Origin of the sequence: Anabaena sp. CCY 9910, from assembly GCF_963920875.1 — a bacterium.
GTDB lineage: Bacteria > Cyanobacteriota > Cyanobacteriia > Cyanobacteriales > Nostocaceae > Trichormus > Trichormus variabilis.
In genome coordinates this window covers 18,361-43,856 of sequence record NZ_CAWUDJ010000039.1, presented here as the reverse complement: position 1 = coordinate 43,856, position 25,496 = coordinate 18,361, and the positions used below count along the sequence as shown (strand labels likewise).

The following is a 25,496-nucleotide window of genomic DNA, read 5'->3' as shown; positions in this document are numbered from 1 at the left end:
TTTGGGTTAACTAACTACTAATTTAGAGGACTATACTTTGACAATAGATGATTTAAACGCTTGCGTTCGTAATGGGTTAAAACTTGGGCAGATTGTTCTGATTTTTCTAATTGTTGGTAAATTAAATCTTGTTCAAAGGTTTCTATACGTTCTTTAAGTTCTCCATATAGTTCTTGATAGTTGAACTCATTTGTCAAGTCTGAGGCAATTTTTTCTCGTTCTTTACCGAGTAATTGACCTTTGAACTGATAATTTCCATGTGCATCTTGAGACAATAATTCCAGAGCGATCGCCAGCAATAAGGTATCATAAGCCGAGATTAATTCTCTACTGGAACTAATTTCTTCGGGTATTAAATCAGGAATATTTTCCTCTTCTCCTTTCTGAGTACGTTCATAACAGTCTCGATAAAACTCTATTTGGCTGAGAAAGTAAACCGGAAAACCTAAAGAACGTACCAAAACGCACAGACTACTTTCATCTTCCGCAACAAAGGGAGTTACAGTACGGCTAAAGCGGCTATAAAGTCGGAGTATTTCTTCTTTATCTTTTGCTCCTACCCAAAGTGTAATTTCTGGTTGAGAATTTGGGTTTAAGTGAGCATCGGTATCTTGAAGACGCAACAAGAGCTTCGCACTGTTATAAAGTTGGTTTAATCTAATACTAGCTGTATTTTCTGCGATCAAATCTGATTTTAAAACATCTCCAATGGATAACTTACTTAAATGTTCAAACTGCTTTCTGGCAAATAAACCCAGTTTGTTCTGAAATTCTGTAGCGGAAATTTGCCATGCTTGAGAACGACTAACTTCTTCTTTAGTGAATTTATTGATTGGGAGAGTTTTGAGAATATTTTGATGATAATAAATATCAATATCTGAATTGGTCAAAACAGCTAATCTAGTTTCTGAATAATTTGTTGATGCTTTATCATGTTGAGCGATTAAAATCTCATATAACTGAGAGAAGTTAGATAAGCTTTGCCGTAAAATCTCGGTCTTCTGTTTAGATATTTTAATTAAATGATTGGCTACTTCAACGCGGATATTTTGAGCGTAGAGGTCATATTCTAACTTTAATTGCTCATTATAGTTGCGGCGTAATTCCACGCCAGTAGCTTTTAAACTACTTTCTAGGCGTTTGATTTGTTTTTGAGCTTTTTGAATGCGATCGCGGATGCTTGTACTATACTTGAGCCAAACAATACCCAAGTAACCGAGTATACTAACTAAACCCCAAAGTAGGTAATTAAATAAGTTAACCCCTATTTGTTGTAATAATACCCATAGGGTTGATTGGCTAAAAAGCCCAGTGAGCAACAATATACCAATTAAGACAATAGCAAAGACAGCAGGGAAAACGATGAGATACAGATAACGAAAACGGTTTTCTTCTGCTATCAATTCATTTAATTGGTCTGTAGCTATTTCATATTGGTTTTCTAAATAATTTAGTTGTTTTTGCGTTTGACTAATTTCTGTTTGTGCTTTGAAACGGGCATCTTCAATTACTAATAAGCGAGTTTGTCTAGTTTGTTCAAGTTCTGCATTTATAGCTTGGTGATAATCAGCAACTACCACTCTTAGTTGTTCTTGAATTTTCTGTAACTCTTGGGTAAGTGCGTCTGAATTAGTTGTAGCCGCCGTGTCTTGCAATTGTTGTCTTTGGGATTTGAGAGTGAAAAATTGATTGAGTAGCTTTTGGCTATTTTCTTGATTAATTTTTATTTGCAATCGAGTATCTAAAAATGCTTCGGCGGCACGTAGTTCTGTAATCAGATTTTCTGGGCGATCGCTAATAGACTCTGTTTGCAATTCCAAATAAGGATTATTCAAAACATTGAATAGTCTAACAGCTTCATGTAAGCCACTAGTTGCAGCATCCGCATATTGATTAATTTTTCTATCTAAAAGTTTGCTTAAGGCGATTTGTGCTTGTTTTCCGCAACTTTCTAGTGTGCGCTTATATGAAATCAGTTCTTTATTTTCAAATTGCTGATAAGCACGTTGCAATTCCATTCCATATTCTTGAGTCTGACCAGGACGAAGATCAAGACGGGGGCTAAAATCTTGCCAAACTGGTTTACCATTGTCTCTTTCTAATTGCTGCAAAGCATCATGATAATCTTCGCTGAGGACAAATTCTTTCGCATCTAATAGTAATTGGCGATTGGCTTCGGGAGTTAGTTTTGCTGGGGGGAGAAATTCCTGGGTGATAATATCGCCTGCTAAGGCTGTACTCAAACGGTCTATAACTATGTCTGCGGGAAAAAATAACTCCCCATAGCCGAATGAACTGTAAGCGGGAAGTTTTCCCCGGACTGTATGCGCCCCAATTAACAATCCGCCTGTTTCGGCTTCAACAGTTAATAAACCAGCAAAAGCGTCAGCATAACTATCTAAATTAACTCCTAGTTCCCCAATTCGTTCGTCAATCAGCCAACAATTATCAAAAGGGGGTCTTTTTTGAGTACCCCTAATGACAACTCCTTTAGTCATTTTGTCGTCTAATTGCTTCAGGAGTTGATAAGCTGCACTATAATCTTCAGTTCTCGCTTGGGCGAATAATCCTGGTAAGAGTATGAAAGCTTCTAAACTATGGGGAACATCGGCAAAGTAGACATTAAATAGCCAATGAATTAAGCGGGATAGTTCAAATACTAGTTCTCGCGCCCGATGGTCATTGGCGGAGAACATGATGTATATTCTATACCAAGAACTGATATCAACTCCAGCATTTTTTGCGGCGATCGCTTCTGGAGATTGGTTAACTGATTTAATTAAATCAATTAAAGTTGTTTGTAAATCCTTTGCCGCTTGTTGGAAGTGGTTACTTAATTGGGATACAGAAGCTTGTCTGGCGTTTGTCAAAGCCAGGTCAAAACTCGCATCAGCAAACTGATCTAACTCGTTACTAAACCCAAAAGTTTGACCATCCCAAGTCAGGGTGTAAGCCTGAATTAACCGACTTTGGGCGCTGGGAAGTTGTGCGAGTTGCCGCTTGATAGCTGCACATAAAGCGGTACTGTGGGGATCGAGTGCAAGTAAAATAGTTGGTTTTGGCATGAGACTAGTACCGCTATGGGAATTCTAAATGCTGATTTTGGCTGAGAAAAACTGAAAATATTTGCTTGATTTAAACCACTATGTATTAACTAATCACATCCAAATCTTCTAGGTAGGAATCAATTTCTTGAATTTCTAGTTCCACCTGTTCTTTAATTGGTAAACTGACTTTATTATTCTTTATCAGCTCGTTGATTTGCTTAATATGGCTTTCCAGAGAAAATCTCGCTTTTTCTTTGTCTTCGTGGGTAATTTCATCAACTTTCTGAGCAATTTCTTTAACTAAAGAAACATTATTTTTGAAGGCTTTAAATGCTGATCTGCGGTCATCACCCAATAGCAATATGCCATCTTCTAATTTTCTTGCTTGGTCTGTATGTACAAAGTATTGCCGCTTTTGATTGACAATTAAAGAATATGGATTGGGCGCTAAAGCTAAAGCAAACCAACGTAATGCCCCACCATCATCTTCTGGAGGAATCAAATTTGCTAAGTTTGTCCAATTACGGTGTAGATGTTTGAAGACTTTATCTGGATCTAGATAAGCTAACTCCATATCCTTCATCCCATTCAGGGTAAACAAAGGTACACCTATTTCTATACGAAACAGTGTGAGTTTATGGGGTTCGCCTGTAGGTACAAAAGAAACATTTCCTTTGCCTTTAGGTAGACGATTAGAAAGGGGTGGATTACTAAAAATAGTATTGTTACTTTCGACTCCGTAGTAATAAAATTCTGTAATGACGTGTTGCTGTTTGGCTGGAATTTCCGAATCTTGATATTGCCACAAAGGAACTGCAAGTTTACCAAGTTGTTGTAAATCCTCTCCTGCATCTTCCGGGTTACCATCGGCTAATACTTGCTCAACGTTCATACTAGTGAGTGGACGATAAGTTTCTTCCATAAAGGCTAAGATTTCGTCCTTCACATCTTCCGCTTTTTTCTCAGACCAATTAGTTAAACTTTGAGACTTTTCTCGATACCAACGGATGAAATCCTCGCCACTGACTTTGGGGCGTTTCGATTCTAAATCAACGCGCTGAATGGTATGAATAAACGGATTATCAGAATTGCCTTGGCGGCTAACTTCGGCGTAATTTTGTTCTACATCTCGATAAACTTTATCTAGGTTGCTGTGTATGCGTTGACATTGTTCTTGAATTTTTTCGATCTTATTTCGCAGCATTCCGCAGAGTTCTGCTGCTTTATCACAGCGTTTCCAATGTAGGTATATCCGCCACTTTTGGTCAGCCCGTTCTTTATATCTCTGACAAGCTGCTTGAATAGTATTCTTATTAGTAAACCAAGCTTCGGAGGCTTCTTTAATTTTTTCTTCTTGGGGTTCTAATTTTAAAGTGGAAAAATTAGATTGTGCTTCTTTGGATTTGCGCTGCACATTTTGTTGTAACTCATCTATCTTTTGATAAAGAATATTCACGAATTGTAGGGTAGAAGCTAAACCATTGGGACGGTTCAGACTCCTCTCTAACCAGTCCAAAATAGTAGCTGTTGCTGCCTTTTCCAAACGATGAAAATTCATCGCCAAATCTTTAGCCGTCCGTTGCTCCATTTGATCTAACTGGCGCTTGTACAGTTCTTTAATCGTCGGTAAAGATGTGCGGTCATATTTCATTTCTCCGATGCGGAATTCTGGTTTGATTTGTCCACCGCGATCGCTCTCTGTCAAACTATCTAATACAGTCGTCGCTTCTCCTAATTTGCAGTCTTGTAAAAAACGCTCAATTTCGCTGTCTACATCAATATTTGCAGTCGTAGCCATCAACTCATTTTTCAATAAGTTCTGCGTATCTTCTAGTTTCATTCGCTCATACTGCTGTACTGGCAAAGTCAAGGTAGCAAAACCAAAACTACAATAATTTATATTCCTTCCTCGGACTTTTTCACCAGTAGCCAAATAAGCCCGAATATTATCAGCAACGTTGGCAGCATCTAGACCAATTTGGGAGCCAATTTGAATATACAAACCATCAGCAATTAAGTTTTGTAGGTCATTAGGACGGCTGACTACAGTACCATTTTTGTTCATACCATCCATCAAAAATACTGCATCAAAAGGAGGGCGATCGGCTTTGACTTTGGTAATACCATAATCAATCTCTAAGGGATTCGATGGTGACAAATTCCAAAAGTGTTCAATCTCCTTCAGCGCACCATAAGCATTGGATTTGACTAGATGAGTTTGGGGAAGATTAGCAAACACTCTAGGTAAAACAAATAGTCCTGTAATATTGGAAAAGCTATTAAGATATTGTCGAGCTAAAAATGCCACATCTAAAAAAGTACCGCTACCCGTTCCCCCAGCTAAACTACCAATAATAAAAACTTCCACACCATCACGATTAGATACTTGAAAGTTATCTGAGAATGCTTGTTTACTACTGCGAATTTCCCTGACAGTATTAATCGCCTGATTGATTAAACCGTTGATATCGCCTACTTTTGCAAAAAAAGCCAACCTTCCACGGGCGCGAATCTGACCTGCACCACTAATCAAACTGGATGTGGGAATATTTCTAGGCCACCATTCATCAATGTGATCGTTGCGTATTAATGGTAATGGATTGGCGACGGAAATCGCATAAAGTTCATTAGGTTCTAAGATAACCTTAGTACCATCAGGTGATTTTTCCCGGCTTTGAATATTTTCAGTGGTATCGATAGAAAGAAAGCGAATAATTTCTGGTACGTAACCGTAAACATCTATGAATCGCTTTTTCAACTTGAGTGTAACTTCATAACCCGTACCACCTAAACCGATGACAACAGTAGGGCGAAAAACAACTGTAGGACGTGACATTTAATTTCCTCTAATTTTTTTAAAAATCTGTCAGCCCACTGTTTTGTTCATAGGGCCGTTGATTGCCAATCCAGTTAAATCGCAGCTTTACGTTATCAACCTGGATTGTGTCTTCATCGTAAAGTTGATATGTAGTTATCTTTTCATTATTGACAAAAGTAATACCGCTTAAACTCCGTATATATACATATTTTTTCCCAGATTGCCAATTGATGACTAATTCTGCATCACTATTTGTAGAGGCGATCGCTGGAACTAATACACTCAAGTTAACTTTTTGCTTATGCTGGTGGGTAAGGCTGATATATTGTTCTTCCGGTGATATTGGGGCTGGTTCTAATAGTTCTAGTTCCCCTTCTAGATGGTTGCGAGTGCCAATCTCTTGGGCTAATTCCCAAGGAGTTTTACGTTGAATCAAGCAAATTATGCTTAAGGTAATTAAGAAAAGCAGTAATATCAATAGCGACCAAATAACGATTTTTCGTCCCAATGGCATCAAGATTTGCATCTGAACTTCCGCACTGAGGGGACTAGTAAGCGGGTTATCTGGAGTAACAACTATATTGAATTTACGCTTACCATCAAAACTATTATCAGCCACCTCAATCTGTATAGGTATTTTAGTTTCTCCGACTGCCAAAGATACAGATGTTGAAGGCTCTTTTAAAGAAATATCTTTAGTCTTGCCTTGCAGTTGTAAGCTAGCTGTTCCAGATATGCTGCTACTAACTATTAACGTTTGCGTTTGGCTAGTTTTTCCTGATTCTACAGAACCAAAGTTAAAGCTACTTGGTTGCACTGACAATTGCGGTTTAATCGTGACAGATAAATCAATAGTTTGTGGAGAAATAGCTTTATCTGTTGCCGTCAATAATAAGCGCAGTTTCCGATTACCTCCCTGTGCATTTACGGGGATTTGTAAACTAATAGGAATAACTTGTTGTTTATTGGCAGCTAAATTAATTATCTTTGGTGAGACTAGGCTGATACCACTTTTTTCTAGGTCTTCTAGTTGCAAACTAACCTTAGCATTGACATTGCTAATGCTATTAATATTTAGCGCTTTTGTCGTTGTCCCTGGCAATACGGGCGGCAAATCAACAGTAGATAAACTAAAATCAATCTGAGGTTGAATTAGTGTTGGTCTAATATTTTGAGCCAACTTGTTTAATTGCACTCCTCCAGGGTCACGTAAGACCCTTCCTTTGCCACAAAGTGCTGGATTATTAGCAAATTCATTTAATTGTTTTTCGTGTTCTTTCAATCCTAAAGATACGAAAAATACATAAGGTTTACATTCTTGTTCGCGTAAAAGTTGCGTACTTTGAGGAATCGGTACAGGATTAGGAATACCTTGGACATCTTCCAATCCATCTGTTAAAAAAACTATACTCACAGTCCTATCCGCAGTATTAGGACGTTGATTTAATTTGGCAGAAGTAGAGAGCGCTTGTTGTACTGCCTTACCTGTGTGAGTACGCACACCATCAGCTTTGAGGTTGTTAATAATTTGTTTGAGCTTACCCCGATCTGGATTGCTGACAATAGGAATTTCTTGGGCTTGCAAAGTTACATCACTATCAAAGTTATAAATAGTAACTGTATCCCCTAATTTGGCAGTGTTGACAAATTCATTAATAGAATTCTTGACTTGAGCAAAGATATTTCTTGTACCACCGACACCACGCATGGAAGCAGAAGTATCTACTACTACAATCCAGTCAATTCCACCTTTAGGATTTTGAGCCAATACTTTAGAAAATTGAGAAATTGACAATATCAACAAGAGACAAATACTGGGTATTGAAGTAAATTGCAAAAAATATCTCAAGTAGTTAAAATTCATGGATAGATGTCTCCAGTCATAAATTTATGACTTTTTCTAGAAATTAATGGACAATAGAGCTATGTTGAGTGATATTTAGCCAAAATATTTTGACCATCTTTACCAAGCTTATCTAACAAAGCTTCTATTTGTTGAATAGCGAGTTTTGAAGGCTTAGTATGCCCATTTTCCCAACGGTTTACAGTCGGAAAAGTTACACCAAGAATTACTGCAAATTCTTCTTGGGTTAAACCCATAACCAGCCTAATTTCTTGAATGAACTGACCAATTTTTGGTTGTTCAAATATTATTTTCTTTTGGCGAGACATTCGACTTCCTAACCCATTAACTGGAGGAATGTAATAAGTGATATATCAAGTTATATATTAACTAGATAATTTAGGAATGTCACGTATCCATAATGTTCAGTGTATTTGCGTAAGTTTAAATAATATTTATAAATATTGTTAATATTTTCTTGGCAATATTTCCTATATCAAATGCCTTATGTGTACGTAATCATAGCAATATAAAAAATAAAAATTAAATTATAAATTCTTGCCCAAGAAGTTACTATGACATGAAGCATATATCCTGTGATCCATTATCATCAATGTCTAGCAAGAAACTAACATTTTTTATGTTGCCTATTTGATTAGTGATAAATCTACTCATTCCCAACTCATTAATGATTATCATATAAGCTACTACTCAGCACAATTAATGATGAGATGAGTCAAGACTTAGATTAGGCGATCGCTTCCATCAAGCAAATATCTTAAGAAAAAATTTTATACTGGGTTTCTAAGTGTCCAAAGCCTTGATCTTGCGTGTTCATGCGTAAGTCCTAACTATAAACTAATTTTGATGTAGTGGCACCCCTAAAAGCTTCATGCTAGCAAAGACCATGAAAACAGACAGAGGTAAAGCAGAACCAACAATTAACGAAGACTTCCAGCCCATCATGAATAGGGTAATGCCAACCACCAAAACAGCTCCAGTGATTAAATTCATTAACACTTCGTTGAGACGCTGTTCTACGTAATGACTTTGGTCAAATAGTATTTGCAGACCAATGCCCTTTGGTAATTGTTGCTGAAATTTCTTCAAGGTTGTGTTGGCGATCGCTGCCCAAGCATCCAAACGTTGTTGTGATTCAACAAACGCAGAGATGGCGATCGCTCGACGACCATTCACTAAAGCTAATTCTCTGGGGGGATCTAAAATTCCCTTTTTAATTTTTTAGGAGTTTTATTTTGTTCAACAGAGGAGGCAACAATCTCTAAAGTTTCTTCCGATGATGAACACGAAGCAGGATTGGTATCTTGCATATCAACTATTTTCTTTCCTAAAGCAGTATTTGAAGGTCATTATCACTATCATCTCCTTGGGTCTTAATTACGCAAGAAATATTGCCCCAGGATGAATTTAACAACGATGACGATTTTTATTTTTGAGCCGAGAGCCAAAAGCTAGTAAACCAAGCCCCAAAAAGCCAATGGTTATAGAAGGTTCAGGAACATTCACAATTCTTAATTGAACTGGAAAACGAATCGAGACAATGGGATCTAGAGGACCGAAAGGGTCGGAGACAGATACGAAATCAGGAACAACACCAGCATCTTCACTCACCAATTGGATTTTATTCCCTCTTAAATCTGCTAAAAACGCATCAGCTAAACCATTACTTAAGCCATTAAGTCCCGCAACTTTAAACGCATTAAAGGGGTTACTAATAATAGCTTCTGTGTCATCGTCAGGCTCGCGGGTTGCGCCATATTCCAAAAATGAATAAATATCGCTATAGCCAAAGGTGATAAATTTGTTACCATCTAGCACAAGAAAACTTTCTACTTCGTCAGGATTAGCCGAATAGATACGCTCTTCTAATGTGGAATTAGGAGAAGAAAAATAGTTTTTTCCATTGATATCCTCTCCTAAATTCAAAGCTTTGGTAAAGTCCCTATCTTTGGCACCAAAACTAAATCCAATCCGATCAGCCGTAATATTATTACTAGTTAAGAAGGTCGCAAAATTGCCAAAACCTGTAATGTCATCAAGTAGAGTGGCTGCTTGTCTTGCCCCTGGTAGATTTTCAGGGCTAAAGTCTATTCCCGCAGCATAATAGGGAGCAGGATTATTAGGAGAATTGAGACTCATTTCTATATGTGCGAATCCATATGCGACAAATCCTTGAGGGTCGGGATCTGTCGCACCCACGCGCTCTCCAAATAACCGTAGACAGTTATTAGATGAAAGTGGTCGAGTTTTGATAAATTGGACTGAACTATAATCGAATATATTGCCAGCTTCGCAAGTCAGACTTGCAGCACGAGCTGGTACTGCGGATAGCATAGTTGCGGTTGCGGTGGCAGTCATCCCAAGTAATATAGAAAGGTATTGGGTTCGCATAGATTAGTTGTTTGACTCCAAATGATGATGTGGGAATATTTTTTGATTTTTAACAATCAAATGGGCTAAGACTTTATTTCACAAATAGTTTAATTTTCAGTATTCCTAGAAGGAATTCATTCCTAAAATTTACTATAAAACAGAAATTCCTCAGAGAAATGGAGAATCTTTAGCTAAATTCGCTGATTCTTTATAACCTACTGAGGAATTGATAAAATCAAGTTCTATTGATCAATTTTCATGAAAAATCTTTATTGAACACTTCTTTTGTGTCGTTTTATTTGGGTAACAACGCCACCTCCTACCAATAACATGAAACCTAAAGTAGTTGATGGTTCAGGTACACTGACACTTCCCTGCACTGCTCTTATAGTTATAGGAAAGCCAATATAGGTAATATCATAAGTCTCACCGTCGATCTGAACCAAGGAAGTCTGCACCTGATCTGGTTTCAGAATATCTTCTGAGACTTCTTGGATCAGTCCACCAGCAGCAGCAACATCCTTTAAAAAGGCATCAGCTAGACCTGATTCTAGAGGGCTTAAACCAGTTACTTTATTAGGTTTTTTTGGATCGCCCAAAAAGACATTGAAATTATCAGTGAAGTCTGGTGTATCACCGTTATCGACTGCAAAATATATAGGTGAATTGTTATACGTAATGATCGGAGTAGTCCCAAAGGTGATAAAACTTTTGGTATCACCTGGGTTAGCCCGATATATTCTTTGCTCGATGGGTGAATCTGGCGTAGCCCACCAATCCTTTCCTAGCTCGTCTTTTCCTAAATTGAGAGTTTTTCTATAATCGAGACCAGCTTTTTGCCCATAACTATAGCCAATAGTACTCAGAGAAATATTGTTATCTTCTAAATACTTAAAAAAGTTAGGGAACCCCATCACACTTTCTAGTGTTGCTGAACGTCCACCAGCAGTAGCCGAATCAGGGCTTGCATCACGACCTGTTGTGTAATACGCTGAGTTCCCAGGAAGCGCATTCTTAGCTGTACTGACATGGCCGCTATCTGGAGCAGTAGAACTAGCATTATTGATCAGAGTATATCCTTCATTATTAGACACATCTCCAAAAAAACTCAAAACATAATTAGAGTCAATTGGTCTTGTTGAAAAAAGTGTCAGTTGATCATAATCAAAGGAAGCTGCTTGAGCCGTGATGGGCATTAACACTGTGGCAGCTATTATTATGTTGGCTCGTAAAAATGTATGTAACTTAGACATGGGATTATTTCTCGTGGTTTTTTCGTTGGCTTAGTACACTCTTACCTCGAATTTCTCACCACACCTCTCAACGCCTGCGCTTGTGTAGGGGAGAGTTCTTGTAAAAGTTCTTTCCCCTCCACCCCTCTGCTCTATCAAAGGCCTGAAGTTGGTGAGAAATGTAGGTTACACACGTTCATAGCAAATTGAGATTTTCTTTATATAGCAAGGGTTACAGTGACTCAATCACGCTACAAACTTGTGGAAAATTGTACTTAGTTGAGTTTTTGAAAGCGATTTTTGAAATTGATTGCACCAAGAACTGAAATAGAAATGAATAGGGGAATGACAGTACTAGATTCAGGAACTGAGACCGGTACAAAAGAGCGATCGCCCTTAGCATCAGCAAATTTCAAACCAACCACAGACCGAGTTGCGCCAGCCCTTTCCAAGAAAGTACTAAATTCTTGAGAAAAGAATAGTTCAAGACCTTCAAGTTCCCAAGTCCGGGAATTAAGATCAACCTTGGGAACTCCTGATGAGGTGACATCTAAAATTCGTAAATTAGTGGTTAATGTATCGGTAATAAAGAAGTTAAAGGTTTCATCAAAAGCATTAGAAAAGTTACCAATTCTTAATTCACTCCCCAGTCCAGTGAGCTTGCTGGTATCGACACTAAAGGCAAAACTTCCTGAAAATTCTTCGGTTCCACCCAAAGGGACGTAGAGGAGAGAATCATCTTCATAGAGGAAAGTGAATGTTGTTCCACGAACTCCAGGAACAGAACTAGGGGGTAGTAAAGCAGACCCAATGGAAAAACCTGGAGCAGGAAGTGCGGTATTCTCACTACTCAGAAAAGTTAATCCGATATCTTTTAAAATATCGAGGGTATCAGGATTTAATTCGAGACTTTCTCGACCCCCAACTTCTAAGTACACTTGAGGTTCAGCATGAACAGGAAGAACTGTATTTAGAGCAATTGCAGAAGTTAATCCCAACACAGCCGTCAAATATTTTATGCTCATCCGTAAATTCCGATTAAGTTAAGAGAATGGTAGGTTGGGTATAGCAATAGCGGAACCCAACAAAGTCTTGAGGATGTTGGGCTGCGTTCCTCAACGCAACACCAGTCTAATACCAATTCAAAATTCAAAAAGCCGAACAGAATCAAGGTATGTCCATATGTATCTGTCGCAGTCTTTTCTCAAATTGGTATAAGTTTTGAGCCTTAACTGCACTTTATTGACTTACGTACGATGTAGATTTCCTACAATATTTATCATTGGTAACTTGAGGTTACTTTTTTTTGAATGCTCATACAATGGATTATTTTCTGCCAGAAATGGAGATTTTTTATGTAGAGTTAGACCCAAGCCTCATGCTGTGATGAAGGAAGTTCAAAACAAAGGAGAAAAAGGTAACTGCCGTATACGATGTATCATATTTAACTCAATTTATTCCGCTTAATTGTTCGTTACCTACGTATAAATTTTTCCGCGACTTACTCAGTCATCACCATTGCCATCTCTACAATTTTAGTTTGTATTAATAGATACCAATACTCAGGCAGGTCTTTAAAACGTCTTGATTGGCAAATTAGTATGGTTTCAAAATTGTCTTGTTTGCAGTTTTTATGATTTATTTTTTATCGAAATACAAAAATAAATCACTTATTTTTGTTATTGTTATATAAGTTCAAGGTTCAATAATTTAAATTATTAACTATAAATTACAAATCTAAACAAAGCACTTCATATATATAAATTAATTTCTACTTAAATTATTTATAAATAGGATTTAATATTAAACCAATAACCTATTTCGTGGTGAAACAAAAAGCATAGCTACTAAATTAACGCTATGTACAAATTTTTCCCAAACCTAACCCCCAAATCTTCGCCTACAAGCGAAAGGGAGTAATTCTTCTGGAACTGAGAATGGTAGATGTACCGCAGAAAGTGAAAGACAGAGCAGAAGTTATCCGCTTGAGCGCACGTCGTTGGTACGTAGAGAAGATAGCATCTCACTTGAATTAGACTACAAAAACAGTGCGAGAAGTTTTACACAAGTGACAAAAGATATGTAATTTATATCCTGAATAAGTAGATAAAAACAACAAATATACGACCTGAAAATCTGGACAAAAGTTATTTCCACCCAAAGTTCAAAATCTATCTAGCCACAACTATCAATCAATTACAAAAAACTAACACTATGTTTTCCAGCCAAAATCTTTCCTCTACTAACACATATTCTCAACCAAACTTAGCTGAATCTGTTTCTTTAATCCAGCATTTGATAAATCAAGTGAAGGAAGCAATATTTTGTTTAGATTATCAAGGACACTTTTACTACATTAATGATGCTGCCTGTTCTTTATTAGGACATTCTAGACAGAAATTATTGAACATGACCATTGATGAAGTAGAGATGGATTTCCTTCCCTCAAGTTGGTCATATTACTGGCAATTGCTTAAACAACAAACTTCCTTAACTTTTAAGAAGGTGTGTTCTTCTCAACAATATCAATCCATAGAAGTCACTATTAAGTTTCTAGAACATGGAAGTGAACTTTTAGGCTGTATTTTAGCCCATACATTCTCAACAAATAATCCAGACATTGCCTGTGATCAAGATTTATATCTGGAACAAGAAAATCAGCCTGCTAACTCATCTAATAAGTCTTTGTCCAGTGCTGACTTTTATCCTAATTGTGTACAGCTTCGACCAATCTTTGAGTTTATTGAGCAAAACTATCACTTACCCATTAGTCTTAATGATGTTGCTCAAGCAGTCGGTTATTCTCCTGCATATTTAACTAATTTAGTTAAGCGTCGAACCCAATTAACGATTATTGATTGGATTCTCGAAAGAAAAATGCTAGAAGCTCGTTCATTATTAATTAACAGCGACAAGTCAGTAACAGAGATTGCTATGGCTGTTGGCTTCACAGACGCTTATTACTTTTCTCGTCGTTTTAGCCAATATCATAAATTGTCACCCAGAAGTTGGAGACAAAAATATCACTATTTGCAAACGATAAACTAATAAAAATCCATCTTTCCCTAAAAATAACCTATGGTTTACTGAAAGAAAAATTCATAAACTAGGTATTAAGTCAGATAGGATTTTGGCTGAAGTAAATTTCTTGTTGGCTCTTTTTTAGCCTAAACTACTAAACAACATGAAAACTATTCAACCCTGCTCTGTAGAAGATATTCAAAGTTGGTTAATCGATCAGTTTGCTCAACAACTCGATGTTGAGCCAGATGATATTGATATGGAAGAATCATTTGATAATTATGATCTAGATTCTAGTAAAGCTTTAATTTTACTAGGTCGATTAGAAAAATGGTTAGGTAAAGATTTGAATCCTGTTTTAATTTTTAACTACCCAACCATTACTGAATTAGCCAAACGTTTGGGAGAATTATATCTTTAATTACCTATATCATTCTGGAATCAATAACTCAATTTACTAGAGTAAAAATAGATTTATTGTTATCACCTATATTCACAATTACGATGTTGTTATTGTTGAAGCTATAGGACTAATATTTGATTTCTGAAATATAGGTAGGGGAGCCATTGCGTTAGCGGAGGCTTCCTTCCTTGGGGTAGCTCGCCCCAGGCATCAGAACTTCGGGGTTTTCCGGCAGTCACGCCAGTGGCGTTGGGCAATACCCACTACAACCATGATACACACTACAGATACTTAAATATTTATGCACAAGCACAGGCTATGTCAACAATAATCAAATTGGATTCCTATAGTTTTGTAGGTGTTTGTTAAGCCCGACATTTACTCTATAAACAAAACAATTTAATTAATGAAGTTGTAGAGCGAGGAAAAACCTAAGGTCAATTATTGGCTGACATAAACCTCGTGAGAATTTTCAGAAAAAGTTTATATCAATTTCTAAATCGATTAAGGGATGTGAGGAGCCAGAAGTTTTAATTTCTCCTGTTCATCATGATGTAGAGTCACGGATTTTTAAGATGGAACCTATTGCAATTATTGGTATTGGTTGCCGTTTTCCTGGCGCGGATAGCCCGCAAGCATTTTGGCAATTGTTGTCTCAGGGAGTTGATGCGATTACAGAAATACCAGCTGAACGTTGGCATATTGATGAGTTCTACGATCGCAATCCAGAAACTCCAGGGAAAATGAACTCCCGTTACGGCGGGTTTCTTTCCCAAGTCGATCGCTTTGATCCCCATTTTTTCGGTATTTCTCCGCGAGAAGCCTTATTAATGGATCCCCAACAAAGGCTGTTATTAGAAGTGGCTTGGGAAGCTTTAGAAGATGCGGGAATTGTCCGCGAACAACTGAATGGCTCGAAAACTGGCGTATTTGTTGGCATTTCCACCAATGATTATAGCCGCATCCATCCTGAGTTTGATAGCAATCCTCAAGGTTACGATCTCACCGGAAACTGTATTAATATTGCTGCGGGTCGTCTTTCCTATCTGTTTAACTTACGGGGGCCGAGTTTAGCTGTAGATACGGCTTGTTCCTCCTCTTTGGTGGCGGTGCATTTAGCTTGCCAAAGTATCTGGAATCAAGAGTCTAGCATGGCGATCGCCTCTGGAGTCAATTTGGTTCTTTCTCCCATTGGTAATATTGCGTTAAGTAAACTTAAAGCCCTTTCCCCAGATGGACGGTGTAAAACCTTTGATGAAAGTGCCAATGGTTATGTGCGGAGTGAAGGTGCTGGCTGTATTATTCTCAAACCTCTTGCCCAAGCCTTAGCAGATCATGATCCCATCTATGCAGTCATCCGGGGTAGTGCCATTAACCATGATGGTCGCAGTAAAGGATTAACTGTTCCCTATGGGCCAGCCCAAGAAGCCTTGATCCGGCAAGCATTGCAACAAGCACAAGTCCAGCCCCAGGAAATTAGTTATGTAGAACTACACGGAACCGGCACACCTCTAGGCGATCCGATTGAAGCTACGGCTATAGGTGCAGTCTTAGGGGAAGGACGAGACCCAGAGCATCCTTGTTTGGTAGGAGCAGTTAAAACTAATATAGGACATTTAGAAGCAGCTGCGGGGATTGCTAGCATCATTAAAATGGCTCTTGCCCTCAAATATCAACAAATTCCTCCCAGCCTGCATTGTCATCAACCTAATCCCTACATTCCTTTTGATCAGTTACCTTTACGGGTGCAGACTAGTCTCATTCCTTGGCCAAAAAGTCAGTATGGTGCGAAAGCCGGAGTTAGTTCTTTCGGATTTTCGGGAACTAATGCCCACGTGATTTTAGAAGGATATTCATCATTCCACCCTGTTGAACAACCAACTGGCACACTTCCCCATTTATTACCTTTATCAGCCCATACACCCGCCGCAGTGCAAACCCTAGCGCTAGGGTATCAAGACTTGATTAACGCACAAAAACTGACTCCAGAATTTGTGCAGAATCTTTGTTACAGTGCTAGTGTCAGACGCACCCATCAGTCCTATCGTAGCGCCGTTGTCGTCAATTCTCCAGAAGACTTACCATCTTGTTTACAAGCCCTAGCAACCGCAGATATTACCACCCAAATAAAACAGGTAAAACGCAAACACAAAGTTGCCTTTGTGTTTTCTGGACAAGGCCCCCAGTGGTGGGCGATGGGACGGGAATTATTAGCCCAAGAACCTGTTTTTCGGGCTGTGATTGAGGAATGTGATACTTTAATTCAAAAGTATGCCCAATGGTCATTATTAGCAGAGTTTGTCGTTCCTGAGTCTCAGTCTCGCTTCCAAGAAACCGAAATTGCTCAACCTGCCTTGTTTGCTTTGCAGGTCGGATTAGCCCATTTGTGGCGTACTTGGGGAATTGAACCTAAAGCCGTGGTAGGACATAGTTTAGGAGAAGTGGCTGCTGCCCATTTCGCCGGGGTTTTGAGTTTAGAAGATGCTATATATTTAATTTGTCACCGGGGACGGTTAATGCAGCAAGCCACTGGTAATGGCAAGATGCTAGCAGTGGAATTACCAGTGACTGAAGTTGAACCCTTATTAGCGGCTTGGGCTGGTAAATTGGAAATTGCCGCCATTAATAGTCCCACGGCAACGGTAATTTCTGGACAGTCTCAGGCATTGGAAGCATTTGTCACCCAATTACAACAGCAACACCCCGATATTTTTTATAAAGAATTACCCGTTAATTATGCCTTCCATAGCCAACAAATGGATCCCTTTGCTGAGGCTTTAGTTGAGAAATTATCACACATCCAACCCCAAACAGGTAGCCTAGCAATTTTCTCTACCGTGACAGGAGATAAACAAGCTGGTCAGAAATTTAATGGTGATTATTGGGGTCAGAACCTCCGCCACACAGTTTGCTTTGCACCAGCTTTGACAGCTTTGATTCAATCGGGCTACACCCAATTCGTAGAAATTAGTCCACATCCCGTATTATCAGGATATATCAATGCCTGTTTGAGAAAGCAAGAAGTTGATGGGGTGGTCTTACCATCTTTAAAACGGGGTTTTGGAGAACGGGCAACCCTGTTGAAAAGTCTGGGGACACTTTATACCCTTGGTCATTCAATAAATTGGCAGTTATTATATCCTGATGGCTGCCAAATGGTGGATTTACCCCTTTATCCTTGGCAAAGAGAATCTTATTGGGTCAGTGAATCTCAACCCCAATTCCAAAAAGCAAAACCAGCTTCTTCTTTACTAAATTTATTAGTAGCAGGAAAGACAGAACAACTTACCCAGGAATTAAGTAATCATCACCAGTTATCTCCTGAATCTAAACAATTTATTCCCCAATTACTAGAATTATTAGCTACAGGAAAATCTACAGCAAAAATTACTCAAGATTTAAGTAATGCCCGTTATGGAATTGAATGGCAACTTAGTCCTTTAACTGTAGATAATAAAACCTCTCAGACTGAAACTTGGTTAATTTTGAGTGATAACAAAGGAGTAGGAAAGGAACTAGCTGCTGTAGTTAATGACTCTTGCATTTTAGTTTCATCGGGTGAGATTTACCAAAAATTATCATCTAGTCACTATCAAATTAATCCGCACCAAGCTGATGATTTTCAAAAATTATTAACGGATATTTCTCAAACCGTAACCAAAGTAGTTTATCTATGGGGGTTAGATAATTCTCAAACTCAGTGCTACAGTTTGCTGTATTTAGTACAAGCCTTAGCTAAAATTAGCAGCAAAATTGCACCTAAACTGTGGATTGGTACACAACAAGCTCAAGCTGTCACTACCAGTTGCCATCCTGACTTTTCACGTCATGTGGAAAAGCTAACGCCAGACCTAACCCCCCAGCCCCCTTCCCTAGTAGGGAAGGGGGAGAAATCAAAGCCTCTCTCCTTGCAGGGGAGCCAGTGCGTTGGGCGGCTTTGCCGACTTGAAGCAACTGGCGTGAGAGGTTTGGATAGGGGTTTTCCAGATCCCGTGAAAAGTCAGAGTTGCCATCAAATTAATGTTGCCCAAACCCCGTTATGGGGCATGGGTCAGGTCATAGCCCTAGAATATCCCCAGCTTTGGGGAGGACTAATTGATTTCGGCAAGCAGGATGTTTTGGCAACTGCCATGATCGCAGAGATGACTGCAAAAACTGGAGAAGACCGGGTGGCATTTCGGGATGGTAAACGGTATGTTGCCCGCTTGATGCCTATTTCCGCCCCATTACCCACACCCCAACCCTTAATTAGTGATGGCAGTTATTTAATTACCGGCGGTTTAGGGGCTTTAGGACTCACTCTAGCAGAATGGTTGGTGCAACAGGGAGCGCGTCATTTAGTTTTAACTAGTCGTCAAGGGCTGTTAAATCAGTCTGAGGAGAAACAACAAAAAATCCGCGCCTTAGAAAACCAAGGGGCAACTATCAAAGTTGTAGCGGCTGATGTGAGTGATTATCAGCAGATGTCTCAACTGTTTGCCCAAATCCAGTTAAATTCTCCCAAGTTGTGCGGAATTATTCACGCAGCCGGGGTATTAAATGATTGTTCGATTTCCCAAATGGATTGGGAAACCTTCGCCAAGGTATTTCAGCCTAAAGTCACAGGTGCCTGGAATCTCCACCAACTCACCCAGGACTTATCTTTAGACTTCTTTGTTTGCTTTTCTTCCATGTCTGCACTACTGGGTTCGCGGGGTCAACTTCATTATGCTGCTGCCAACTCTTTCTTAGATGGGCTAATTTACCACCGTCAGACCTTAGGTTTACCAGGTTTAAGCATTAATTGGGGGCCTTGGGCTGAGGGAGGTATGGCTACCCAAGGTTATGAGGTGGGCTTAAAACGGATGGGGATTGAACCCTTAGAACCCACAGCCGCCCTGCAAGTTCTCGGCGGTTTGTTGGGGAGTGCATCGGTGCAAACGATGGTAGCAGCCATTAATTGGTCGGCTTTTGGGAAGATTGTTGCTGCCAAAGGACGAGTAGCTTTTTTAGAGGCGCTATTGACCCAAGACAGTCAAGATGGCAGCAATGGTGAGGATTTTTGTCAAAAATTAGCAGCTGCACCCCTTCATAGACGAGCTGCTTTACTCACCACCCAAGTACAACAAGAAGTTGCCCAGGTATTAGGCCACAGTGGGTCTTATGTGCCGGAAATTGAGCAGGGCTTTTTCGATATGGGGATGGATTCTCTGATGTCTGTGCAATTGCGCCATCGTCTCGAAGCCTTACTTGCTGTATCTCTACCCTCAACTTTGGTATTTGAATGCCCCTCTATTGGTGATGTGGTTAGTTATTTAATGCGGGAAGTGTTTACTTGGCAACTCGATGCTAGTGATGAGTCTGCAATGGAGTCACCAGCCAGCCTAGTTATAGAAAATACGATCGCCCAACTAGAGGGATTATCCACAGCAGAAACTGAAGCCCTGATGGAACAAGAACTCGCCGAATTACAAGCATTGCTGTCTTAAAGGAGAAATTTTAAATGCAAACTCAAGACTTAACACCTTTACAAAAAGCTATTATTGCCCTTAAAGAAGCCCGTACAAAGATTGAAAGCTTAGAACGGACGCAAAACGAACCAATTGCCATTGTGGGCATGGGTTGTCGTTTTCCTGGGGATGCCAACAACCCCGAAAAATTTTGGGAGTTATTACGTCAAGGAAAAGATGGCATTACCACAGTACCACCCCAACGCTGGGATATTGATGCCTATTATGATGATGATCCTGATGTTCCTAATAAAATGTATGCCTGTTATGGGGGCTTTATTCACAACGTTGATCAGTTTGATCCGCAGTTTTTTGGCATTACCCCCAGAGAAGCGATCGCCCTTGACCCCCAACAACGGCTATTGTTAGAAGTAAGTTGGGAAGCTTTAGAAAATGCGGGAATTGCCCCACAAAAGCTGACAGGTACGCAAACGGGGGTGTTTGTCGGGATTGGTATAGATGACTATGCTAAACGGCAAATTAAACATCATATTCCCATTGATGCCTATACGGGATCTGGCAATGCTTTTTGTTTTGCGGCGGGGCGTTTATCCTATCTTTTGGGATTGCAAGGGCCAAGTTTAGCCATTGATACAGCTTGTTCTACCTCTTTAGTTACCATTCATTTGGCTTGTCAGAGTTTACGCAATGGTGAGTGTAACTTGGCTTTAGCTGGAGGCGTGAGTTTAATGCTGTCCCCCGAAGTTACCCTGTATTTATCTAAAACCCGCGCCCTTTCTCCTGATGGTCGTTGTAAAACCTTTGACCGAGATGCTAATGGGTATGTACGCGGTGAAGGTTGTGGGATGGTGGTTCTCAAACGTCTCAGCAGTGCCGTTGCTGATGGAGATCATATTTTAGCTGTAATTCGTGGCTCGGCAGTTAATCAAGATGGTGCTAGTAGTGGGTTGACAGTTCCCAATGGGACAGCACAACAAGCAGTGATTCGTCAAGCTTTGGCTAATGCCAAGGTGACACCGGCACAAATTAGCTATCTGGAGGCCCACGGGACGGGAACTGCTTTGGGCGATCCCATTGAAGTGCGGGCTATTGATGGGGTTTTTGGTAAAGGACGTTCCCCAAATCATCCCCTGATTCTTGGTTCGGTGAAAACCAATATTGGTCACTTAGAAATTGCTGCCGGTATGGCAAGTTTGTTGAAAGTGATCTTATCCTTGCAACATCAAGAAATTCCCCCCCATCTTCATTTTCAAGAACTCAACCCCGATTTAGCGGCTTCGGCTAAGTCTTTAAAAATTCCTACCACCGTTATTCCTTGGCAACCTACAGAACAACCGAGAATGGCGGGAATTAGTTCATTTGGGTTAAGTGGAACTAATGCTCATATCATTATTGAAGAACCACCCCAGTTAACGGTTACTCAGGCGGAAGTCGATCGCCCGCTTCATGTTTTAATGTTATCGGCAAAAAGTGAAGCTGCTTTACACACCTTAGCTACTGATTGGGAAAATTTGTTACGCAACCATCCCGAAACGAATTTTGCGGATTTGGCGTTTAGTGCCAATACCGGACGGGGAAGCTTTAATCATCGCTTGGTGATTATCGCCCAATCAACCGCACAAGCAAGGGAAAATTTAGCTGCTTTTAATCAAAAACAACCATCCTTGAACGTTTTTAGTCAAGAAGTAGAAAAGGGACGACAACCGAAAATAGCCTTTTTATTCACCGGACAAGGGTCTCAATATGTGGGTATGGGACGACAACTCTATGAAACCCAACCCACATTCCGTCAAGCTTTAGACGAATGCGATCGCCTATTACAACCTTACTTAAAAGAATCCTTATTAAGTGTTTTATATCCCCAAACTCCCACAGCCAACCCCCTAATCAACCAAACTGCTTATACCCAAACTGCCTTATTTGCCGTTGAATATGCTTTGTGTAAACTATGGCAATCATGGGGCATTCAACCCCAGGGAGTCCTTGGTCATAGTGTAGGCGAATATGTAGCCGCTTGCATCGCTGGTGTATATACTCTCCAAGAAGGGATAGAATTAATTGCCCAACGGGGACAACTAATGCAGGCGTTACCCCAAACAGGGACGATGGCGGCTGTATTTGCCCCTGTGGAAACTGTGGCGAGAGCGATCGCTCCTTACGCTAACGAAGTGACTATTGCTACTATTAATAGTCCGGAAAATGTGGTAATTTCTGGGGTGAAAGAAACAATTGCTTCGGTACAAGCTGATTTGATTGCCCAGGGAATTGATGTCCGTCTTCTGCAAGTCTCCCACGCCTTCCATTCTCCCATGATGGAACCCATGTTAGGAGAATTTAAACAAGTAGCAGGGAAGATTAATTACCAAACTCCTCGCATTGATTGGATTTCTAGCGTGACAGGGGCAGAAATTACCCACAGTATCAATGCCGAATATTGGTGTCAGCAAATACGTGATTGTGTGCAGTTTGCACCCGCAATGGAGACATTAGCCCAGCAAGGTTACGATGTGTTGATCGAAGTCGGCCCCCATCCTGTTTTAACCAGATTGGGAAAACAAAATTTATCCGATCATCAAATCCTCTGGCTACCATCTCTACATCGAGAACAAGATAATTGGCAATCTTTATTACAGAGTGTTGCCACCTTATCAGTTCACGGGGTAGGGCTTGATTGGTCTGGGTTTGAGCAAGATTATGTTCGTCGTCGTCTGCTTGTACCTACCTATCCTTTCCAAAGACAACGGTATTGGTTAGCCGAAACAGAATCTATTCAACCAGAAGTTGCACCTGTTGTTGCCATTTCCCCGGAAACACCAAAAATTGTTGCAGCCACAGAAACCTTAGAAAGCCAGATTCTCTCCTTAGTCGCTAAGATTACCGGGATGAATCCTCAACAACTCAGTCTGGATGCCACTTTAGAAGGGGGTTTGGGTTTAGACTCAATTATGATGACCCAATTAATGAATGGGATTATCAAATTCATTCCCCCAGCACAAAGAGAAAGTTTCCATCAGGTCTTTTCTCTGCGGGATTTAATGCAAATATCGAATTTAGGGGAACTGTTAAAGGTTCTAGAACCGTGGCAAACTATTGATTTACAAGAGACCACAGCAGTTGATGTAGTCGCGTCTGCTGATATTGCCGCAATCGATCAGACAAGTGATGTTGTAGACATTCTCCATAGTCAATTACCCTTATTAGTAAGCTACTGGAGTCTCAATTCTAATAGTTTGTTTACTAAGGTACAAATTGCAGGAGATTTTAACCTAGAAATTGCTCAACACAGTTGGCAAAAACTGATAGATAGACATCCCATGTTAAGGGCGCGGTTTCACATTCCGCAAGGGGCAACAAGCTTTGCAGACTATCAATTGCAAGTGTTGAAAAATCCCAGCCCTCCGGCTATTCCCCTCAAGGATATCAGACATCTTGCTTCTGAGGAACAAGCACAAGCGATCGCTCAAGAAGTACACTATTGGTTAAATTATCGCTGGTCATTAACCCAATGGCCACTACATAATTTCTCAGTGTTACAACTATCTGATTCCGTCTATCAACTGTTCTTGGGGAATGAACATTTGATTGCTGATGGTTTGAGTAATCATGTAATTATCCGAGAATTTCTGGAAATCTATCGCGCTTGTATTGATCAAGATACCCCTGACCTTCCCCCGGCTTTATCAGTCGCTGATTATCAAGCCCAGGTGCAAGCAATGAACGCTTGGCAAGATGTTGACGAAGATCGAGCTTTAGCAGCATACAACAACTCTCAACGTCACACTGCTTATCTGTGGAATCCCCAGCAAAAGATTCGCCACGAAGGGGAAAAGGGGCAGGGGGCAGGGGGCAAGGGGGAAGACCGAGACGGAGCTTGGACTCCGCCCCGTATAAGCACCCTAGAAGGAAAGAGCTTGTTCCCCCCGCTCCCTGCTCCCTGCTCCCCTGCCTCTTCCGGTCAGCAAACTCCTTTATTTGATAATCAAAAATATATCCTGTCTGCGGAAACCACTGCCAAGTTAGTCACCAAAACTCGTGAATGGCGAGTACCGATGAATACCCTCCTCTTAGGGGCATTTATTAAAACTGTGTCCAAATTGGATACCACCTCAGAAAAAATTGGTATTCAAATCCCTACAAGTGGTCGGGTGTATCCGGGAGTGGATGCGTCAGGGGTAATTAGTAGTTTTGCTCAAAATTTAGCCCTGAGTTTTACCCCACCCCAAGCACAGCAAGATTGGCAGACATTTCTTACCGAAATTCAGCAAACGGTACAACAACATATTGGTAGTGGTTTAGACAGAGCGCAAACCAGACAGATGGGAGTAATTTTCCGGGATAGTTTCGTCTTAGAAAATGGCAGGATTCCAGATCACAGCCTTTCGTTAATCCAAGGAGCCTTAAAATCTAACTTGTATTTGCCTTATACAGGTCAAACCCACATTCATCCTGATTATGGGTCTTTATCTGTGACTGAGTATCAAGCAGGAGGGATGAATGCTTCTGGAACGATTGATATTTTGCAAGAAATTTTTGATAGTCGTCTGCACTTGTTTGCTAGCTACGATAGCAACACCTTTGATTTGTCTGTGATTGATAGTTTGATGAAATCCTATCTAACACACATTGAAGAATTAGCTACCTTACCAATTGAAGAACAAGTTTCCTCAGCGTTGGTCTCTCCTATTTTTATCAATAAAGATATTGGGAGAAATTTACGCCAAATTACTTCTGAAATTTGCCATTGGGCGATTGAAGAATCAGAAATGAGTGATGATTTAGAAGCGGATTTAGGACTCGATTCTTTAGAGCTAATTCGTTTAGTAACTCGCTTAGAAAGTGTGTATGGCAAAAATTATCGTCAATCCCTCCTGAATTGCCGCACTTTAGAGGAGATGGTGGTTGTTTTGAGTACTGAATCCCTAGCTATCAGTGCTTAGGAACTAGAAACCGGGTTTTATCTATTCCCACTTACTGTAAACCCGGTTTCGTTGGTTTTGAGCAACACCATTTTTAATGAGGTACAGAAAACAATAATTAAAATGTGAGTTCGACAAATCTTTTTTGACCTCTCCCCCAACCCCTCTCCGGCGCGGAGAGGGGAGTAAATACCAAGATATATAGAGGAAAAATGAAGGTTTTAAAGCCTCTCTCCTTGCAGGGGAGCCAGTGCGTTGGGCGGCTTTGCCGACTTGTACCGCTAAAGCGGAACCCGAAGGGTAGTAACTGGCGTGAGAGGTACCCTGCGGGAAGCAAGCTATGGAGAGGGGTTTTTTATATTCGTCGAACTC

12 protein-coding genes are annotated in these 25,496 nt (G+C 40.1%); 4 read left to right on the top strand and 8 right to left on the bottom strand.

Annotated features, from left to right (window positions below):
- Window positions 1-17 precede the first annotated feature (17 nt).
- From ACM5QX_RS22950 to ACM5QX_RS22915, 8 genes are all read right to left on the bottom strand, one after another.
- The gene (locus tag ACM5QX_RS22950) at window positions 18-3,065 is read right to left on the bottom strand and encodes a hypothetical protein (protein ID WP_414755666.1); all 3,048 of its coding nucleotides are present in this window, start codon (window positions 3,063-3,065) and stop codon (window positions 18-20) included.
- 85 nt (window positions 3,066-3,150) lie between these two features.
- Window positions 3,151-5,883 (bottom strand): tubulin-like doman-containing protein, encoded by a 2,733-nt coding sequence (locus ACM5QX_RS22945; protein WP_414755665.1) that lies wholly within the window; start codon window positions 5,881-5,883, stop codon window positions 3,151-3,153.
- Window positions 5,884-5,902: 19 nt separating this feature from the next.
- A complete protein-coding gene (locus ACM5QX_RS22940; protein WP_414755664.1) occupies window positions 5,903-7,633 on the bottom strand; it encodes a VWA domain-containing protein in 1,731 nt (576 codons plus the stop codon).
- Between the two features lie 155 nt (window positions 7,634-7,788).
- The gene (locus ACM5QX_RS22935) at window positions 7,789-8,037 is read right to left on the bottom strand and encodes a helix-turn-helix domain-containing protein (RefSeq protein ID WP_011321396.1); all 249 of its coding nucleotides are present in this window, start codon (window positions 8,035-8,037) and stop codon (window positions 7,789-7,791) included.
- A 529-nt stretch (window positions 8,038-8,566) separates the two neighbouring features.
- Window positions 8,567-8,905, bottom strand: coding sequence for an efflux RND transporter permease subunit (locus ACM5QX_RS22930; protein ID WP_414755663.1), 339 nt, complete (start codon window positions 8,903-8,905; stop codon window positions 8,567-8,569).
- Window positions 8,906-9,136: 231 nt separating this feature from the next.
- Entirely contained in the window at window positions 9,137-10,120 is a 984-nt protein-coding gene (locus ACM5QX_RS22925; RefSeq protein ID WP_414755662.1) for a PEP-CTERM sorting domain-containing protein, read from the bottom strand.
- Between the two features lie 251 nt (window positions 10,121-10,371).
- Window positions 10,372-11,355 (bottom strand): PEP-CTERM sorting domain-containing protein, encoded by a 984-nt coding sequence (locus ACM5QX_RS22920; protein WP_414755661.1) that lies wholly within the window; start codon window positions 11,353-11,355, stop codon window positions 10,372-10,374.
- 254 nt (window positions 11,356-11,609) lie between these two features.
- Complete coding sequence (locus ACM5QX_RS22915) at window positions 11,610-12,359, bottom strand: PEP-CTERM sorting domain-containing protein (RefSeq protein WP_414755660.1); 750 nt, start codon at window positions 12,357-12,359, stop codon at window positions 11,610-11,612.
- A gap of 1,189 nt (window positions 12,360-13,548) precedes the next feature.
- On the opposite strand from ACM5QX_RS22915, the gene ACM5QX_RS22910 reads away from it, so the two are divergent.
- The 4 genes from ACM5QX_RS22910 (at window position 13,549) to ACM5QX_RS22895 (ending at window position 25,145) form a co-directional block, all read left to right on the top strand.
- Window positions 13,549-14,382: a helix-turn-helix domain-containing protein gene (locus ACM5QX_RS22910; protein WP_414755659.1), complete on the top strand. Its 834-nt coding sequence runs from the start codon at window positions 13,549-13,551 to the stop codon at window positions 14,380-14,382.
- A 136-nt stretch (window positions 14,383-14,518) separates the two neighbouring features.
- On the top strand, window positions 14,519-14,776 hold the full coding sequence (locus ACM5QX_RS22905; RefSeq protein WP_414755658.1) for an acyl carrier protein: 258 nt from the start codon (window positions 14,519-14,521) through the stop codon (window positions 14,774-14,776).
- 557 nt (window positions 14,777-15,333) lie between these two features.
- Window positions 15,334-20,226, top strand: a complete 4,893-nt coding sequence (locus ACM5QX_RS22900; RefSeq protein WP_414755657.1) for a type I polyketide synthase — start codon at window positions 15,334-15,336, stop codon at window positions 20,224-20,226.
- Window positions 20,227-20,240: 14 nt separating this feature from the next.
- Complete coding sequence (locus ACM5QX_RS22895) at window positions 20,241-25,145, top strand: beta-ketoacyl synthase N-terminal-like domain-containing protein (RefSeq protein WP_414755656.1); 4,905 nt, start codon at window positions 20,241-20,243, stop codon at window positions 25,143-25,145.
- The last annotated feature ends 351 nt before the right edge of the window (window positions 25,146-25,496 follow it).

Coding starts and splice junctions, on each gene's coding strand:
- ACM5QX_RS22915 (WP_414755660.1), bottom strand. CDS start 12,359: ATGAGCATAAAATATTTGACGGCTGTGTTGGGATTAACTTCTGCAATT.
- ACM5QX_RS22935 (WP_011321396.1), bottom strand. CDS start 8,037: ATGTCTCGCCAAAAGAAAATAATATTTGAACAACCAAAAATTGGTCAG.
- ACM5QX_RS22920 (WP_414755661.1), bottom strand. CDS start 11,355: ATGTCTAAGTTACATACATTTTTACGAGCCAACATAATAATAGCTGCC.
- ACM5QX_RS22925 (WP_414755662.1), bottom strand. CDS start 10,120: ATGCGAACCCAATACCTTTCTATATTACTTGGGATGACTGCCACCGCA.
- ACM5QX_RS22900 (WP_414755657.1), top strand. CDS start 15,334: ATGGAACCTATTGCAATTATTGGTATTGGTTGCCGTTTTCCTGGCGCG.
- ACM5QX_RS22905 (WP_414755658.1), top strand. CDS start 14,519: ATGAAAACTATTCAACCCTGCTCTGTAGAAGATATTCAAAGTTGGTTA.
- ACM5QX_RS22945 (WP_414755665.1), bottom strand. CDS start 5,883: ATGTCACGTCCTACAGTTGTTTTTCGCCCTACTGTTGTCATCGGTTTA.
- ACM5QX_RS22950 (WP_414755666.1), bottom strand. CDS start 3,065: ATGCCAAAACCAACTATTTTACTTGCACTCGATCCCCACAGTACCGCT.
- ACM5QX_RS22895 (WP_414755656.1), top strand. CDS start 20,241: ATGCAAACTCAAGACTTAACACCTTTACAAAAAGCTATTATTGCCCTT.
- ACM5QX_RS22910 (WP_414755659.1), top strand. CDS start 13,549: ATGTTTTCCAGCCAAAATCTTTCCTCTACTAACACATATTCTCAACCA.